Source organism: Micromonospora sp. CB01531, from assembly GCF_001905095.1.
In the GTDB taxonomy this organism is placed as follows: domain Bacteria; phylum Actinomycetota; class Actinomycetes; order Mycobacteriales; family Micromonosporaceae; genus Micromonospora.
Genome location: NZ_LWLS01000140.1, coordinates 1 through 16,650, shown reverse-complemented (window position 1 = coordinate 16,650; position 16,650 = coordinate 1). Strand labels below are relative to the sequence as shown.

Annotated in this window: 11 protein-coding genes and 2 pseudogenes; 6 read left to right on the top strand and 7 right to left on the bottom strand. The window is 70.9% G+C overall.

Annotated features, from left to right (window positions below; all coding sequences use genetic code 11):
• Window positions 1-294 (bottom strand): annotated as a pseudogene (locus A6A27_RS41460) (hypothetical protein); the annotation flags it as partial.
• Window positions 295-1,239: 945 nt separating this feature from the next.
• Between A6A27_RS41460 and A6A27_RS41455 the strand changes: the two are divergent.
• From A6A27_RS41455 to mshC, 4 genes are all read left to right on the top strand, one after another.
• Window positions 1,240-1,953: a histidine phosphatase family protein gene (locus A6A27_RS41455; RefSeq protein WP_073840132.1), complete on the top strand. Its 714-nt coding sequence runs from the start codon at window positions 1,240-1,242 to the stop codon at window positions 1,951-1,953.
• A gap of 133 nt (window positions 1,954-2,086) precedes the next feature.
• Window positions 2,087-2,665, top strand: coding sequence for a DUF3090 domain-containing protein (locus A6A27_RS41450; RefSeq protein WP_073840130.1), 579 nt, complete (start codon window positions 2,087-2,089; stop codon window positions 2,663-2,665).
• The gene (locus tag A6A27_RS41445) at window positions 2,662-3,480 is read left to right on the top strand and encodes an SCO1664 family protein (protein WP_073840129.1); all 819 of its coding nucleotides are present in this window, start codon (window positions 2,662-2,664) and stop codon (window positions 3,478-3,480) included. Before A6A27_RS41450 ends, A6A27_RS41445 begins: the two co-directional genes overlap by 4 nt.
• A 67-nt stretch (window positions 3,481-3,547) precedes the next feature.
• Window positions 3,548-4,792 (top strand): cysteine--1-D-myo-inosityl 2-amino-2-deoxy-alpha-D-glucopyranoside ligase, encoded by a 1,245-nt coding sequence (mshC, locus tag A6A27_RS41440; protein WP_073840128.1) that lies wholly within the window; start codon window positions 3,548-3,550, stop codon window positions 4,790-4,792.
• 44 nt (window positions 4,793-4,836) lie between these two features.
• On the opposite strand, the gene A6A27_RS41435 is transcribed toward mshC, so the two are convergent.
• On the bottom strand, window positions 4,837-6,198 hold the full coding sequence (locus A6A27_RS41435; protein ID WP_241825717.1) for an MFS transporter: 1,362 nt from the start codon (window positions 6,196-6,198) through the stop codon (window positions 4,837-4,839).
• A gap of 109 nt (window positions 6,199-6,307) precedes the next feature.
• On the opposite strand from A6A27_RS41435, the gene A6A27_RS41430 reads away from it, so the two are divergent.
• A complete protein-coding gene (locus A6A27_RS41430; protein ID WP_241825716.1) occupies window positions 6,308-6,895 on the top strand; it encodes a CGNR zinc finger domain-containing protein in 588 nt (195 codons plus the stop codon).
• Between the two features lie 130 nt (window positions 6,896-7,025).
• Here the strand turns inward: A6A27_RS41430 and A6A27_RS41425 are convergent, their stop codons facing one another.
• Entirely contained in the window at window positions 7,026-7,817 is a 792-nt protein-coding gene (locus A6A27_RS41425) for a GntR family transcriptional regulator (protein WP_073840126.1), read from the bottom strand.
• Between the two features lie 124 nt (window positions 7,818-7,941).
• Window positions 7,942-8,811 carry a PAC2 family protein gene (locus tag A6A27_RS41420; RefSeq protein ID WP_073840125.1) on the bottom strand — a complete coding sequence of 290 codons (870 nt, stop codon included), beginning with the start codon at window positions 8,809-8,811 and terminating at the stop codon, window positions 7,942-7,944.
• Window positions 8,812-9,122: 311 nt separating this feature from the next.
• Here A6A27_RS41420 and metH point away from each other — a divergent pair, with 311 nt between their 5' ends.
• Window positions 9,123-12,638, top strand: coding sequence for a methionine synthase (gene metH / locus A6A27_RS41415; RefSeq protein WP_198940678.1), 3,516 nt, complete (start codon window positions 9,123-9,125; stop codon window positions 12,636-12,638).
• 139 nt (window positions 12,639-12,777) lie between these two features.
• On the opposite strand, the gene A6A27_RS41410 is transcribed toward metH, so the two are convergent.
• The 3 genes and pseudogenes from A6A27_RS41410 to A6A27_RS41395 all read right to left on the bottom strand — a co-directional run bounded on the left by A6A27_RS41410 (window position 12,778) and on the right by A6A27_RS41395 (window position 16,571).
• Window positions 12,778-14,208, bottom strand: a complete 1,431-nt coding sequence (locus tag A6A27_RS41410; RefSeq protein ID WP_083673270.1) for a low temperature requirement protein A — start codon at window positions 14,206-14,208, stop codon at window positions 12,778-12,780.
• Window positions 14,209-14,449: 241 nt separating this feature from the next.
• Window positions 14,450-14,596: pseudogene (locus tag A6A27_RS47920) on the bottom strand (transposase); the annotation flags it as partial.
• A gap of 370 nt (window positions 14,597-14,966) precedes the next feature.
• Window positions 14,967-16,571: an IS1182 family transposase gene (locus A6A27_RS41395; protein ID WP_073840123.1), complete on the bottom strand. Its 1,605-nt coding sequence runs from the start codon at window positions 16,569-16,571 to the stop codon at window positions 14,967-14,969.
• Window positions 16,572-16,650 lie beyond the last annotated feature (79 nt).

Genomic DNA, 16,650 nt, shown 5'->3' with positions numbered 1-16,650 from the left:
GGCGATCGAGATCACCGCGGCCCGCTCCGGCAGACCCGCCTTCTTCGTCGCGGCGATGATCGCCTTCGCGTTCGCGGTCTGCTCGTCGTTCAGGGTGATCTTCGACTGGGCGCCCTGCACACCATGCGGCACCAGCTTGCCCATGTCCGGCTTGTCGGCCTGCACGGCCGCGACCGGCTTCCCAGCAGCGGTGGCCGGGGCATCGGCGTGGGCGGCGATCGGACCGGCGAACACACCACCGGTGAAAGCCAGACCAGCAACACCAAGAACACTCTTACGCAGCATCGAATTCATGACGAAAGCTCCATTCGGGGGTTGGCGCACACACCGATGGGGGTCGGCTACATGTGCGCAAGCACCGTCAGGCGCTCAAAAGAGGGGGAAAGTCTTTCGACCGGCTAGCTCGCGGGGCAACAGCTGTTCGCCTCTTTGCGGCGCCGGGACCATGTCCAACGACCGGCGGCCCACCAACATTCCGGGCCCGACCACCCCACCACACCGGGGCATCGGTCGCGTGGTTCATGTGCAACGACCGGCGGCCCACCATCATTCCGGGCCCGACCACCCCGGCTCACCGGGCATCGGTCGCGCGGTTCATGTGCAAACGACGGGCGGCCGATCGTCATCCCGACCCGGGCCCACCCGGGCGACCCCGGCTCGCGGGGTGCCTTACTCGGCCGTGCACCCGTGTTCAACGACCCCCGGGCGCCCACCATTCCCGGCCCAGGACCCCGGCCGTCACCCGCAAACCGGACACCACGCACCACAACGCCCGGGCGGACGGCCGGCAACCCCCGTAGATCCACTCCAGGTACCGCACGAGGCGGTATCCGGCACCCACGACACCCCCACATACCGCACACGGAGTCGATCACCGCCCGGCACAACAAACGAGGCGACACTTTCCGGGAAAGCAGCCCCTCGCGCCGCCGGAAGGCCTCACTTTCGGCGAGAGCGCGCCCCTGAACACACCCGTGGCGGACCGAGGACAGGCCAGCCAGGACCGGCCTCCAGCCCGTACCCGAGGCACGAGCCACGCAGGTCGCACAACCCGGACGGCGCTGGACCACGACACGGGTGTGGCCCGCCGTGACCGGCGGAGGGTTCAAGCCTGACCGCCCGGTGCCGCACGCTGGGCCACACCCCCAACCGCCACCAAAGCCGGCAGCGACCCACGACGGTGCGCGCGGCGGGCCACACCCGAACCGCAGCCGGAAGACAGACGCCGTACCGCCTAGGCTGGTCAGGGTGGCGACCCTTCTGCTTCTGCGACACGGCCGGACCACCGCGAACGCCGACGGCGGCCTGGCCGGCCGGCAGCCGGTCGAGCTGGACGAGACCGGTCGCGCCCAGGCCACGGCCGTCGGCGAGCGGCTGAAGGGGCTGCCCCTGGCGGCGGTGGTGACCAGCCCGCTGATCCGCTGCCGGCAGACCCTGGAGCTGGCCCTGCCGCAGGCCGAGCCGGTGGTGGAGGAGGGGCTGATCGAGTGCGGGTACGGCAGCTGGGAGGGGCAGCCGCTGAAGAAGCTGGCGAAGGAGCCGCTCTGGCCGGTGGTCCAGCAGCACCCGAGCGCGGCCGTCTTCCCAGAGGGGGAGTCGATGGCGGCGATGGCGGCGCGGGCGGTCGCGGCGGTGCGTTCCTGGGACGCCCGGATCACCGCCGAGCACGGGCCGGAGGCAGTCTGGCTGGCGTGCAGCCACGGCGACGTGATCAAGGCCATCGTGGCCGACGCGCTCGGCGTACACCTGGATCTCTTCCAGCGGATTGTCGCGGACCCGGCGTCGGTGACGGCGATCCGCTACACGGCGCTGCGGCCGTTCCTGGTCCGACTCAACGACACGGGCGGTGATCTGAGCGGGCTGGTGCCGCCGCCGCGGAAGCGCCGGCGGCGCGCGGCGCGGGCCGCGGACTCGGACGCGGCGGTGGGCGGCGGCGCGGGGGCGGCCCCGTGAGCGCGAGGAGTGAGCCGATGAGCCGGTCCGCCACGCCCGGGAACGGCCCCCGTGGGTGCCGGTGTTTCGCCCTGGGCGGATTCAGCGTCGGTGCGCTGCACGGCGGTTCCACCCGCCGGATAGGGTCGTGGGTATGACCCACCAGGTGCACGCCTTCGAGCCGCCGGAGCGGTTCGTCGCCGGAACCGTCGGCCCGCCGGGGGAACGTACGTTCTTCCTGCAGGCGCGCGGCGGTGGCCGGCTGGTCAGCGTCGCGCTGGAGAAGGTCCAGGTGTCCCTGCTCGCCGAGAAGCTGGAGGAGTTGCTCGCCGAGGCGCAGCGCCGGTTCGGCGTCCAGTTGCCGGAGGCGGCCCCCGTCGTTGGCGACAACGACCCGCTGGACACCCCGGTCGACGAGGAGTTCCGGGTCGGCACGCTGGGGCTGGCCTTCGACGTGGACAGCGCCACCGTGGTGATCGAGGCGATCGCCGCCGGTGAGACCGAGGTCGAGGTCGCGCTGGGCGAGGCCGACGACGACGAGGACGAGGACCCCGACGAGCCGGACGACGACCTCGACCGGCTGCGGGTGCGGTTGACCCCCGAGGCGACCCGCGCGTTCATCGAGCGGGCCCGCCGCGTGGTCAACGCCGGCCGTCCGCCCTGCCCGCTCTGCGGCCAACCCCTGGACCCCGCCGGACACCTCTGCCCGCGGCACAACGGTTATCACCGGTGACCTCGTCGGAACTCCAGCCCCGACAGGACGGAGCCGCTGCGCTGCGGCTGCTCACCGATGGTGAGCTCACCCTGGAGGGGCGGCTGGTCGACGCCTCGAACACCACCCTGCGCGGGATCCTCACCCGCGACGGGGTGGCCGCACGCTGTGTCTACAAGCCGGTCCGCGGCGAGCGTCCGCTCTGGGACTTCCCGGACGGGACGCTCGCCGGCCGGGAGGTGTCGGCCTATCTCGTCTCCCGGGCGAGCGGTTGGGATCTGGTGCCGCCCACCGTGCTGCGGGACGGACCGTTCGGCCCCGGCTCCTGCCAGCTCTGGATCGACGAGCCCGAGGACGCCGAGTCGCTCGTCGGTTTCGTACCCGCCGACGCTCTGCCACCGCGCTGGTTTCCGGTCGCCGCGGCCCGGGACGACGACGGGGCCGCGTACGCCCTGGCGCACGCCGACGACCCGCGCCTGGCCCGCCTCGCCGTCCTCGACGCCGTGATCAACAACGCCGATCGCAAGGGCGGTCACGTCATCGTGGGCCCCGACGACCGGATCTACGGGGTCGACCACGGCGTCTGCTTCCACGTCGAGGAGAAGCTGCGTACGGTGCTGTGGGGCTGGGCGGGCCGGCAGCTGCCGCCGGACGCAGTGGAGATGCTGGACGGGCTGGCCGGGCAGCTCACCGGTACGCTCGGCGACGAGCTGGCCGAGCACCTCACCATCGGTGAGGTCGCCGAGTTGGCGGCCCGGGTGGACCGGCTGCGGGAGAGCGGGCGGTTCCCGTTGCCCCCGCAGGAGTGGCCGGCGATGCCCTGGCCGCCCATGTGAGCCGTTGTCGCGTTGATCACTTGAGGCGCGGCACCCGAGCGCCTGACGGATCGTTAGGCTGACGGTCATGGAGTCTTGGGCGGGACACGAGGTGCCACGGCTGCCGGGCAAGGGCCAGCCGCTGGGGTTGTACGACTCGGCGCGGCAAGGTGTCCACTCCAGTGAGCCCGACGGGGTCGCCTCGATGTACGTCTGCGGCATCACCCCGTACGACGCCACCCACCTCGGCCACGCGGCCACCATGATCGCCTTCGACCTTGTACAGCGGATGTGGCGAGATGCCGGCCTGTCCGTGCGGTATGTGCAGAACGTTACCGACATCGACGACCCGTTGCTGGAGCGGGCCGAGCGCGACGGCGAGGACTGGAAGGTCCTGGCCATGCGGGAGACCGCCCTGTTCCGGGAGGACATGGAGGCGTTGCGGATCATCCCGCCGGCGCACTACGTCGGCGCGGTCGAGTCGATCCCGGACATCGCCGAGAAGGTCCTGGTGCTGCTCAAGGACGGCGCGGCCTACCGGCTCGACGACGGCACCGGCGACGTCTACTTCGACCTTAGCGCGGCCCCCGAGTTCGGCTACGAGTCGAACCTCTCCCGGGAGCAGATGCTGGAGATCTTCCCGGAGCGCGGCGGCGACCCGGAGCGGGCCGGCAAGCGGGACCCGCTGGACCCGCTGCTGTGGCGCGGGGCCCGGGAGGGCGAACCGTCCTGGCCGGGCGGTGAGCTCGGCGCCGGGCGCCCCGGCTGGCACATCGAGTGCACGGTGATCGCGCTGAACCTGCTTGGTGACCGGATCGCCGTGCAGGGCGGCGGCAACGACCTGCTCTTCCCGCATCACGAGTGCTCGGCGGCGCACGCCGAGCGGTTGACCGGCCAGGCGCCGTTCGCCGACCACTACGTGCACGCCGGCATGATCGGCCTGAACGGGGAGAAGATGTCGAAGTCCCAGGGCAACCTGGTCTTCGTATCCCGGCTGCGGGCGGACCGGGTGGATCCGATGGCGGTCCGGCTGGCCCTGATGAGCGGGCACTACCGCACCGACCGCTCGTGGACCGACGAGCTGCTCGCCGCGGCGCAGGAGCGGCTGGCGCGCTGGCGGCGGGCCGCCGCCTTGCCGGCCGGGCCGGCTGCGGACGAGCTGCTCGCAGGGGTGCGCGCCCGCCTCACCGACGACCTGGACACGCCCGGCGCTCTGGCCGTGGCGGACACCTGGGCCGCGCAGGCTCTGGCCGGGGTCGCCGATGACGCCGCCGCCCCGAAGCTCTTCGCGGACACCGTCGACGCCCTCCTGGGTATCCGCCTCCACGTGTAGTGATCGGGGACGTTGGTCAATCGCGTGAAGTAGGCGGACCGTTGTCAGCGATGACGGCTCGACGGTGACAGGTCGGTCGGCGAGCCATTGGACCGCGCGGTGTAGGACTCCGGCGGCGGTGGCGGCGTCTCGTGGTCGTGAACCTCGGCGTCAGCCTGGCGCATCGCTTCGTCGTGATGGGTTGTTTCGGCGTCGCGGAGGGCTTGGGTGGTGACCCGGGAGGCGAGCAGGAGCGCGGCGAGCACGAGTCCGAGGGCTGCGGCGATGAAGGGGGCGCGGATCCCCAGGCTGCGTCCGAGCACGCCGCCGGCGAGGGCTCCGAGGGGGACGACACCCAGGACGATCAGGCGGTAGGCGGCGGTGACGCGGCCGAGGAGTTCGTCGGGGACTGCTGCTTGGCGCAGGGTGCTGACGACGATCTGGTTCAGCGAGGTGGCAATGGCGGCGCAGAACATGCCGGCGAGGGCGAGGGGTGTGTTGTGGCCCAGGCCGAGGATGGCGTAGCTGGCGGCCGGGACGAGGGCGGCGAGCCAGGTGGTGGGGCCGCCGCCGATGCGGGGCACGACGTGTCCGGCGAGCAGTGAGCCGGCGATCGCACCGGCGGCGGGAACGGCGACGAACAGGCCGTAGCGCGACATGGGCATTTGGTACGGGCCGGTGATCAGCAGAACGAGCAACCCGCCGGTGGCCGAGCCGAAGAAGTTGATTGCCGCCGAGATGAAGGCGACTCGGCGCAGCAGGTTGTGGCGCCAGAAGTGGGTCCATCCGGAGCGGATGTCCTGGGTGATCGTGGTCGGGGTCGAGCGGCGGTCCTCCCGTTCCTCGCTGGTGGGGCGCAGCGCGGGCAGCAGCAGAGCTGCCAGGCCGGCGAGGGCGAACGCGGCCGCGCCGGTGTAGAAGGCCGCTGATGCTGCCAGCGCGAACAACGCCGCCCCGGCAGGCGGACCGATGAAGGTGTTGATGACAGACTGGGTCGCGAACAACCGGCCGTTGGCGCGCTCGAGCTGCTCGCGTGGCAGGAGACGGGGCGGGATGGTCAGGGCGGCGTTGTCGACCATCGTCTCGGCGCAACCGGCTAGGAACACTGCGGCGTAGAGCAGTGCGACGTGGTGCCATCCGTTCGACAAGGCCACGGCGAGCAGCGCGAACGCGGCCGCGCGCAGCCAGTTGCCAGCGGTAAGTATCCGACGTCTGTCCATCCGGTCGGCCATCGCGCCGGCGGGGAGGGTGGCGACCAGCCAGGGCAGGAACTGCACCACCGTCATGCCCGCCACTACCAGCGGGTCACGGGTCAGCGTGGCGACGAGCAGCGGCGCCGCGGCCTGCAGCAGCCCGTCGGCGAGGTTTGAGGACGCTTGGGACGCCCACAGCGCAGTGAACGGTGTGCGTGGGGCGGCGGCAGGCACGATCAGTTCTCCTGGCGGGTTTCTCATGGGTGATTGGCCGATTGGGAATGAGCATGCCAGGAGGCTGTCTCACGTGCAACAATGCTTTTGGTCATGAGAGGAGCTGGTGGTGAGGTTCGGTCACATCGCGGGCGACCGCCTGCTCGACCTGGTGAACACCGTTGGCTGGCGCCTCGGCGGGTGCGACCGCACTGAGAACCTGAAGACCTTCTCCGACGTCGTCGACTGGTGCGTCGAGTCCGACCTGATCAGCGGAGACGAGGCCGTGTCCCTGCGCGACCTCGCCGGCCGGGACGACGCCTGGGCCGAGCGGGAACGGCAACAGGTCATCGAAGCGCGCGAGAGGGTCTACGCAGCTCTCTTCGAGGATGACCCCGGAGCCGCCGCAGACCTCGCGGGCATGTACCGGGCGGCGATTGCCGCAGCCGACCTGGTCCGCACGGGCGACCGCTGGCAATGGCGAGACCGGGAAACCGACCTCCGCCTGCCCCGCAATCGCATTGTCCGCGGGCTCGTGGCTCTCACCCAGCGCGACGACCTCGACCGCCTTCACCAGTGCGAAGACGCCAAGTGCGGCTGGGTTTATCTCGACACATCACCGCGGCGGAACCGCCGTTGGTGCAACACGAAGGACTGTGGCGACCGCAACCGCGCCCGCGCCTACTACGCCCGACAGAAGGCGAAGAGCCGACCCTAGGGCTTCGCGTCCGCGTGGCAGACCCATCCGCCGCCGGCGGCCCCGCGTTCCCGGAACGTGCGGCTGTTTCGCCGCGGACAACCACTCGTTCCGTTCGTCCGTGGCAGGACGGCGGGGTGCAGGCGGGCGGTCAGCCGAGGACGAGCCCTGGGTCCGGGTCGGGTTGCTCGGCCGGAGCGGGGATCTTGTACTCCTCCGTGAGGGTGGTCATCGGGCCCGGCCACGTCGCCTGTGCCACCTCGATCGGCTTGCGCCGCTCGTCGTAGGCGATGTGGAGCAGGTGCAGCACGGGGGTGTCCGGGCGGATCTGCAGCGTCTCCGCCTCCTCCCGGCTGGGCTGCCGGGCGCTGATCGTGTCGGTCGCGGTGACGTACCTGCGGCCGGTGGCCTCCTCGGCCTCCTGGTAGAGCGGGCGGCCGAACGCCTCGGCCCGCTCCAGCGAGGTGCCTGCGGTGTCGGTCGGCAGGAACCAGGAGGCGCCCACCTCGACCGGCGACTCGTCGGTGCGGACCAGGTGCCGCCGGCAGAGCAGTTCGGTGCCGTCGGGCACCCCGAACGCGTCGGCCACCTCGGGCGGGGCGGGGGCCGGGCCGACCGAGACGAGCTGCTGCCGGTATCGGGCGGCGAGGTCGGTGTGGTAGCCGCGGAAGCCGCCGTACCGGCCGCGGGAGAGCCGGTTGAGTCGGCGCCGGGTGCCCCGGACGTACGTACCGGAGCCGGGTTTGGTGATCAGGATGCCCTCGACCCGCAGCTGGTCGACGGCGCGCTGCACCGTCTGCTTCGCGACGCCGAACATCTCGGCGATGGCCGGGATGGACGGCAGCCGCTCACCGGGCCCCCAGTCGCCGCGGCGGACCTGGGCCTTGAGCTGCGCGGCGATCTGCCGGTGCGGGAACTCGGCCGCTCCCGGGTTGATCTGCATGCCCACCTCCTCATGACAGCTAGGTTCCTAGGATGCCGCAGCAGGGGTGACCGCGCCACCCCCGACACGCGGAAAACCGGCCCCGGACAAGGCCCGGGGCCCGGTGGGCCTGATCAGGCAGCGGTTACCAGGAGCCGGCGGTCGGGCCGGCGGAGCCGCCGCGGCGGCGCAGGTACTTCTCGAACTCCTGGGCGATCTCGTCACCGGTGAGCGGGGTGATGCCCGCGTCGCCGACCCGTTCCTCCAACTCGCGGACGTACTCGCCCAGCTCCGCGTCCTGCTCGGCGGCGCTGCGCACCCGCTGCTCCCACTCGGCGGCCTCCTCGGCCAGGTGGGCCATCGGCACCGGCAGGTCGAGCACCTCCTCGACCCGGTGCAGCAGCGCGAGGGTGGCCTTGGGGCAGGGCGGGTTGTTGGCGTAGTGGGGGACGTGCACCCAGAACGACACCGCGTCGACCTCGGCCCGGGTGCAGGCGTCGTGCAGCACCCCGACGATGCCGGTCGGCCCGTCGTAGCGGGTGGGGGTCAGCTGGTAGCGCTTGGCGGCGTCCGCGTCCGACGCGCTGCCGCTGATCGGCAGCGGCCGGGTGTACGGCACGTCGGCCAGCAGCGCGCCGAGCAGCACCACGCGCTCGACCTCCAGGCTGTGGCAGATCTCGAGGACCTGCTCGCAGAAGGTACGCCAGCGCATGCTCGGCTCGATGCCACGGACCAGCACCACGTCCCGCTCGGTGCCGGGCGGGCTGGCCACCATGAAGCGCGTGGTCGGCCACTCCACCCGGCGGGTCTCCCCGTCGGCCATGGTGATGGTCGGCCGGCTCACCTGGAAGTCGTAGAAGTCCTCCGGGTCCAGCTCGGCCACCTGCCGGGCCTGCCAGACCTGCTCCAGGTGCTCCACGGCGGCGGTCGAGGCGTCCGCGGCGTCGTTCCACCCCTCGAAGGCCGCGATGGCGACCGGGGACCGCAGCACGGGCAGTCCGTCGAACTCGGTCACGCCGCCACCTCACCCTGCTCGCCGGGAGCGGCGTCGGGCCGTCGCCCGGACGTCCGCCCGCCTGCGGCGGCTCCAGCTCGGCGCGTCTGACCCCGCGCCGCGACCTGGAGCCGTCGCACGGTCGCGCCCCTGATGTCCTTCACGTCCGTCAGCCTACGTGCCGGCGCGGGCTGCGGCCCGTCGGCCGCGCCGGTCGGCCGGGTGACCAACCCGGCTGAAGCGGATTAAAGGGACGGGTGATCCCGCTGACAGTATGTGGGAAGGCACGGTTGCGATATCCCCGTGCCGACATAGCGCACTAACCTGGCTCTGTGCGGACTTCGTTGCTCGATGTGCTGGCGGACCGGATCCTCATCGCCGACGGGGCGATGGGGACCATGCTCCAGGCGGCCGACCTGACTCTGGACGACTTCGACGGCCTCGAGGGCTGCAACGAAATCCTCAACGTCACCCGGCCGGACGTCGTCCGCGGCGTGCACGAGGCGTACCTGGCGGCCGGCGCGGACTGCGTCGAGACGAACACCTTCGGCGCCAACCTGCCGAACCTCGCCGAATACGGCATCGCCGGCCGGATCCGGGAGCTGTCCGAGGCGGGGGCGCGGCTGGCCCGGGAGGCCGCCGACACGTACGCGACGCCGGACCAGCCCCGCTTCGTGCTCGGCTCGATCGGCCCCGGCACCAAGCTGCCCACCCTCGGCCACGCCGCGTACGCGTCGCTGCGGGACGCGTACCAGGAGAACGCGGCCGGCCTGATCGTCGGCGGGGCGGACGCGCTCATCGTGGAGACCTGCCAGGACCTGCTCCAGGTCAAGGCCGCGGTGATCGGGTCGAAGCGGGCGATGGCCGAGCTCGGGCGACAGGTGCCGATCATCTGCCACGTCGCCGTCGAGACCACCGGCACGATGCTGCTGGGCAGCGAGATCGGGGCGGCGCTGACCGCGATCGAGCCGCTCGGGGTGGACCTGATCGGGCTCAACTGCTCGACCGGCCCGGCGGAGATGGGTGAGCACCTGCGCTACCTGTCCCGGCACTCGCGGATCCCGCTGTCGGTGATGCCGAACGCCGGCCTGCCCGTGCTGACCGCGGAGGGCGCGTACTTCCCGCTGACGCCGGTGGAGATGGCCGACGCCCTGGAGCAGTTCGTCGCCGAGTACGGCGTGTCCCTGGTCGGCGGCTGCTGCGGCAGCACCCCGGAGCACATCCGGGTGCTGGTGGAGCGGCTGCGCGGAGCGCGGCCGGTGGCCCGGGAGCCGCGGCCGGAGGCGGGCGTCTCGTCCATCTACCACCACGTGCCGTTCGCCCAGGACGCCAGCGTCCTGATGGTGGGGGAGCGGACCAACGCCAACGGCTCCAAGGCATTCCGGGAGGCGATGCTGGCCGGCGACTGGCAAGCGTGCGTGGAGATCGCCCGCGGCCAGGCCCGGGACGGCTCGCACCTGCTGGACCTCTGCGTCGACTACGTCGGCCGGGACGGCACGCAGGACATGCGGGAGCTGGCCGGCCGGTTCGCCACCGCCTCCACGCTGCCGATCATGCTGGACTCCACCGAGCCCCCAGTGATCGAGGCCGGGCTGGAGATGCTCGGCGGGCGCTGCGTCGTCAACTCCGTTAACTTCGAGGACGGCGACGGCCCGGAGTCCCGCTACGCCCGGGTGATGCCGGTGGTCAAGGAACACGGCGCCGCCGTGGTCGCCCTGCTCATCGACGAAGAGGGCCAGGCCCGCACCCGGGACTGGAAGGTACGCGTCGCGGTCCGGCTGATCGAGGACCTGACCAGCCGGTGGGGGCTGCGCCGGGAAGACATCCTCATCGACGCGCTGACCTTCCCGATCGCCACCGGCCAGGAGGAGACCCGCCGCGACGGCATCGAGACGATCGAGGCGATCCGGGAGATCGCCGCCCGCTACCCGGGGGTGAACTTCACCCTCGGCATCTCCAACGTCTCCTTCGGGCTGAACCCGGCCGCCCGGCAGGTGCTCAACTCGGTCTTCCTGCACCAGTGCGCGGAGGCCGGGCTGACCTCGGCGATCGTGCACGCCAGCAAGATCCTGCCGATGTCGAAGATCCCGGACGAGCAGCGCGAGGTGGCGCTCGACCTGATCTACGACCGCCGCCGGGAGGGCTACGACCCGGTGCAACGGTTCATCGAGATCTTCGAGGGCGTCGACGCGGCGTCGGCGCGTGCCACCCGGGCCGAGGAGTTGGCCGCGCTGCCGCTGCACGAGCGGCTCAAGCGGCGGATCATCGACGGCGAGCGCAACGGCCTGGAGGCCGACCTCGACACGGCCATGGCCGAGGGGCGCTCTCCGCTGTCGATCATCAACGATCTGCTGCTCGACGGCATGAAGGTGGTCGGTGAGCTGTTCGGTTCCGGCCAGATGCAGCTGCCGTTCGTGCTCCAGTCCGCCGAGGTGATGAAGACCGCGGTGGCCTACCTGGAGCCGCACATGGAGAAGACCGACGACGACGGCAAGGGGCGCATCGTGCTCGCCACCGTCAAGGGCGACGTGCACGACATCGGCAAGAACCTGGTGGACATCATCCTGTCCAACAACGGCTACGAGGTCGTCAACATCGGCATCAAGCAGCCGATCAACGCGATCCTGGACGCCGCCGAGCAGCACCGGGCCGACGCGATCGGCATGTCCGGCCTGCTGGTCAAGAGCACGGTCATCATGAAGGAGAACCTGGCCGAGATGGCCGCGCGCGGAGTGGCGGAGCGGTGGCCGGTCCTGCTCGGCGGGGCGGCGCTCACCCGCGCGTACGTGGAGGACGACCTGCGGGCGATGTTCCCGGGGCAGGTGCACTACGCCCGGGACGCCTTCGAGGGGTTGTCACTGATGGACCGGGTGATGACGGCCAAGCGGGGCGGCGCGCCGATGGTCGACCCGGAGCGGGAGGCGGCACTGGCGGCCCGCCGGGAGCGGCGCGAGCGGCAGCGGGCGATGGTGCGGGAGGCGCTGCCCGAGCTGGACGACGCCTCGGTCCGCTCCGATGTGGCCGCTGACGTGGAGGTGCCGCGGCCGCCGTTCTTCGGCACCCGGGTGGTCAAGGGGCTGCCGCTGGCCGACTACGCGGCGCTACTCGACGAGCGGGCCACCTTCCTCGGGCAGTGGGGGCTGCGCGGCGCCCGGGGTGGCAAGGGCCCGTCGTATGAGGAACTGGTGGAGACGGAGGGCCGACCGCGGCTGCGGTACTGGCTGGACCGGCTGATCTCCGACCAGGTGCTCGAGGCGGCCGTGGTGTACGGCTACTTCCCGGCGTACGCGGAGGGCAACGACCTGGTGGTGCTGGACGAGAACGGGCACAGCGAGCGGGCCCGGTTCTCGTTCCCCCGGCAGCGGCAGGAGCGGCGGCTGTGCCTGGCCGACTACTTCCGGCCGAAGGGCGAGGAGCTGGACGTGGTGGCGTTGCAGCTGGTCACCGTCGGGCAGCCGATCAGCGAGTACACGGCGAAGATGTTCGCCGGCAACGAGTACCGCGACTACCTGGAGGTGCACGGCCTGTCCGTGCAGCTCACCGAGGCACTCGCCGAGTACTGGCACCGGCGGATCCGGTCCGAGCTGACCCTGCCGAGCGGGCGTACGGTGGCCGACGACGACCCGGCGGACCTGGCCGGCCTCCTGCGCACCGACTACCGCGGCTGCCGGTACGCGTTCGGCTACCCGGCCTGTCCGGACCTGGAGGACCGGGCGAAGATCGTGGAGCTGCTGGGCGCGGACCGGATCGGCGTGCAGTTGTCGGAGGAGTTCCAGCTGGTGCCGGAGCAGGCCACGGACGCGATCGTGGTGCACCACCCGGAGGCCAACTACTTCAACGCCAAGTAGCCGGGGCAAGTGCGCTGACCTGCACTTCAACCCCTCCCCTCACCAGCATCCGGGCCCGCGGAATGTTGCCGTCAGGTGATCTTCGATCACACGAATTTGCCCTGGATCGACTCCGACTTGGTGGGACAACGGGCATGCGTCAGCGGGGCGGCGAGGCCTGTTCCAATGGGCGTCCGTGGGCTCGGATCATGTCCGAGACGGCGACGCCGAGCAGGACGGCGGCAGCGGTTGCGGCGACCCCGAGTGGCGGCAAGCCGACCATCACCGGCGCTATGACCGCGAGGACGACGATCCCGATCGGTCGTGGCCGGGACACGCGGGCGAAGGCCACGTGCTCGAATACTGCGCGGCCGGCGAGGTAGAGCGCGGGACCGCCGAGGATGGCGCCGACCCAGGCCGGTTTGGCGTGTCCGGACGGATCGTTGAGGACGAGCTCGGATCCAGCCGCGGTGGCGACGATGCCGGCCACCATGAGCAGGTGGGAGAGCTCGGCCGACCGACCGAGCCGGCCGGGATCGGCGGATGCCGCGATGGCCTCGCCCAAGATCTGGCCGGCTCGGTAGAAGTAGATCCGCCACAGCAACACCGTGGTGACGAACGACAGTACAAGGGCCGATATTCGTTCAGCGACGATCGGACCGTGTAGAAGAGTCGATCCGGTGGTTAGGATCGTCTCACCAAGCGCGACGATGACGAACAGCCAGTAGCGTTCGGCCAGGTGCTCGCCCGCGACGGCCCACGGGGACACCCGCGAGCGCCCCAGCCGCGGTACCGGCCAGCCGAGTGTGCCCCCCAGGTAGTCGATCGCCAAGGCCAGCAGCCACAGCAAATTGCGCGTCAGCTCTGGTGCGAAAGCTCCGGCGAGCCACGGTACGGCCGAAGCGCCGAACCAGACGAGCGCCAGCATGTTGACTCGGCGCAGCTCGTGGCCCCGCAGGGTGAGTACGAAGAACAGGGTACGGCCCACCTGGATCGCAACGTACGTGCTCGCGAAGAGCAGGCCGGTCTCGGCGAGAGCCCCAGATATCGCGACCGCCAGGAACAGGCTCCCGAGCATCGTCGCGAGGACAACGATCTGGATCGCCGGCTGCAACGGGTCGAATCGGCTGGTCATCCACGCCGTCTGGGTCCAGATCCACCAGATGGCCAGGAACAGCAGCAGAGTCTCGCCGTTTTCCGAAAGGGTGGTGGTCAACGTCTCGGCGACGTGGCCGGTGGTGTAGTCCAGCACCAACTCGTTCACGATCCGGGTGAGCGCGAAGACGTACACCAGATCGAAGAACAGTTCCAGGAAGGTCGGCCGCTGCGGACTCCCACGCTTGCGCAGCAGGTTGGCCACTCTGTTCGTCGTCACCGGCCCGCCCACTTCGTCGGCTTGTCGCTGAAGCAGTCGTACCACGTCGCCGCGCCGCCCACCGATCAGACGCACCTCCCGATGGCTGTAGGGCCTGACCGCCGGCGAGGGCTGCTGCCGCGCCCAGCGTCCTGCTCTCCTAACCAGGCAACGGCCAGCTGACCGACGTGCTGTGCGCGTTCCAGTGGATAGGTGGCTTGCCAAGATCCGGAACATGCGCGGAATGATCAAGCGCCCTGCTGGCGGCCTGGCGGGCGGATGCCCTGGTGGAGCGATAGCCCGCCCAGCGGACGCTTCCTAAACCGTATGCAGCAGTGGAGGCAGCAGCAGCGCTGACCACCGGGAGCTGTTCCGCCGACGGGCCGTGAGGCCCATCAAGATCAGGCCGTCTCCAGGCCGTCTGAGGGCCGACCAGCGGCGACTACAGATGACCATCGATGACCTGCCTCGGCCCAGGTCACAGGGCGTCTCGCTGCCAGTCCAGGCTCCCGGCGGCGTCCGCGTCGGCCTGCAGCATCGCCTCGATCCGCGCCCACGTCCCGTCCTCCTGCCAGCGGGTGAACCGCTTGTACAGCGTCTTCCACGGCCCGTACCGCGCCGGGACGTCCCGCCACGGCTACCCGGAACACGATCCCGTTGATCACCTGCCGGTGATCACGCCACCGCCCACCACGCTGCGGCGTCATCACCGGCACCAACGGCGCGATCCGCGCGTACTCGACCTCGGTCGGTTCAAGCCGCCCACTCACGACAGACGTGATAGCCGAACCACACCGCAAGATCCAGAGACACGCTAGGTGACTGGTGTTAAACGCGGGTTGATCGGTGGCCCGGTCAACTCGCGTGTTTGACGGCTCGTTGGCTGTCGTGACGGGGTAGTCGCTGGGCTGGCTGATCGGTGGTTCGGCGGGCGGATGTGGGGCTGGGGGGCTGTTGCTGGGCTGGATAACGCCTGGTCGGGTCGTTGCTGGTGGTCAGGCGGGGGTCCGGCCGAGCTGGCTGCTGCCGAGGTTGAGGGTGGCGAGCCGGGCCAGGTTGGTGGCGGCGGCGAGGAGTTTGAAGTCGGCGGCGACGCGGGCCAGGCCGCGCATGCGGGCACGGCGGCCGCCGTGGCGCCGCCGCATGAGGTGGGCGATCTTGCGTTCGACTTTGGGGCGGGTGGCGCGGTAGTCGGCCCGCCAGGCCGGGTCGGTCTGCCGGGTCCGGGCGGTCGTGAGGTGGGTTTCCCAGCGGCTGATCGTGATCTGCCGGCCGGTCTTCGACTCGGTGCACTGCGTGCGGAGCGGGCAGTCGGTGCAGGCCCGGCCGAAGTCGGCTTTCCCGGCGTGACGGTCGTGGCCGGTGATCGGGCGGATCGCGATGGTGACCTGGTTCGGGCAGGTGACCGTGCCGGCGGGGAGGTCGATGGTGAACCGGTCCTTGGTGAACTTCCCGCCGGGCGCGACCGGTGGCTGGACCTTGGTCTTGGCGTCGATCCCGGCGGTGTCCAGGTGTTCGAGGACTTCACCGGCGCCGTAAGCGGAGTCGCCGTAGACCGCCGCGTCGCCGGCGGGTTCGGTGTCGTGCGGATCGCGGTCATCGGTGGTGAGGTCGGTGATGAGGTCGGCGGCGGGTGCGGCGTCGCCGGTGTTGCCGGCGGTGACCTCGGTGGCGGTGATGATCTCGCTGTCCGGGTCGACGGCGATGTGCCCTTTGTAGCCGTCGAAGCCGCGGTGGCTGGTTTTGTGTCCGTGCCGGGCCTGCGGGTCGACGGTGGAGATCACTCGGTCCGCGGCGACTTTGCGGGCGATGCGCAGCACCCCGTCGTCGCCGGTTTCCAGGTCCTGGCCCAGCACCGTGGCCAGCAGCCGCATCGCCTCGGTGACCGCCTCGGGCAGCTTCTTGCGGCCGTCGAGGGCGGCGAGCAGGGCATACCCGTCCCGGGCCCTGGAGTCGATCAATACTTCCCGGGCGGTCTTGTCGACCCAGTCCACGACCGGTTTCGCCGTGCTGGCGTAGTCGTCGCCGCTGGTCAACACGGCCCGCAGTGCGATGGCCAGGTCGCGGCCGGCCGCGGTGAGCAGCCCGCGGACCGCCGAGCGGATCAACGTGATCGTGTCCATCGTGGCGACCGCGTCATACAAGGGGGTCGAGTCAAGCACCCGGCGCCGCCCCAGCAGCCCGGCCTCCCGCGCCGCCGCGAGAGCAACCTCGAAAATCCGGTCCGGGTTCGCCGAGCGGCGCAGCCGTTCGCGCATGTCAACCAGGACCGTGTGCGCGAACCCGGCCCGCGAAGCGCCGTCCCAGCCACCGGCCCCGGCCGCGTACCGCCAGCGGACATCGAACGCGAACCGGTCGACGGCCTCGCGGTCCGACAGTCCTTCCAAACGCTGCAGCACCATCACCGTCGCGACCACCGACGGCGGCACCGACCGCCGCCCGACCTGCGTGAACAGATCAGCGAACAAGCTGTCCGGGAACAACCGGTCGCGGTGATCGTGCAGGAACGTGTAGATCGAGTTCGCCGGAAGGGTCTCAGCGCAGAACCGGCTGACCGGATCGAGGAGGTCGAGCTGCTGCGACGCTCTGCCCAACGTCATCCCAGCAAACTACCTGAAATAGATTCAAAACGATGGCCGCCACGCCGATGGCAGCCATCGTTTAACACCAGTCACCTAG

What these genes read in the sequence shown, in the direction of transcription:
- A6A27_RS41450 (WP_073840130.1), top strand. Translation starts at nt 2,087, where the DNA reads ATGACCCACCAGGTGCACGCCTTCGAGCCGCCGGAGCGGTTCGTCGCC.
- mshC (WP_073840128.1), top strand. Translation starts at nt 3,548, where the DNA reads ATGGAGTCTTGGGCGGGACACGAGGTGCCACGGCTGCCGGGCAAGGGC.
- A6A27_RS41425 (WP_073840126.1), bottom strand. Translation starts at nt 7,817, where the DNA reads ATGCAGATCAACCCGGGAGCGGCCGAGTTCCCGCACCGGCAGATCGCC.
- A6A27_RS41410 (WP_083673270.1), bottom strand. Translation starts at nt 14,208, where the DNA reads ATGTTCCGGATCTTGGCAAGCCACCTATCCACTGGAACGCGCACAGCA.
- A6A27_RS41395 (WP_073840123.1), bottom strand. Translation starts at nt 16,571, where the DNA reads ATGACGTTGGGCAGAGCGTCGCAGCAGCTCGACCTCCTCGATCCGGTC.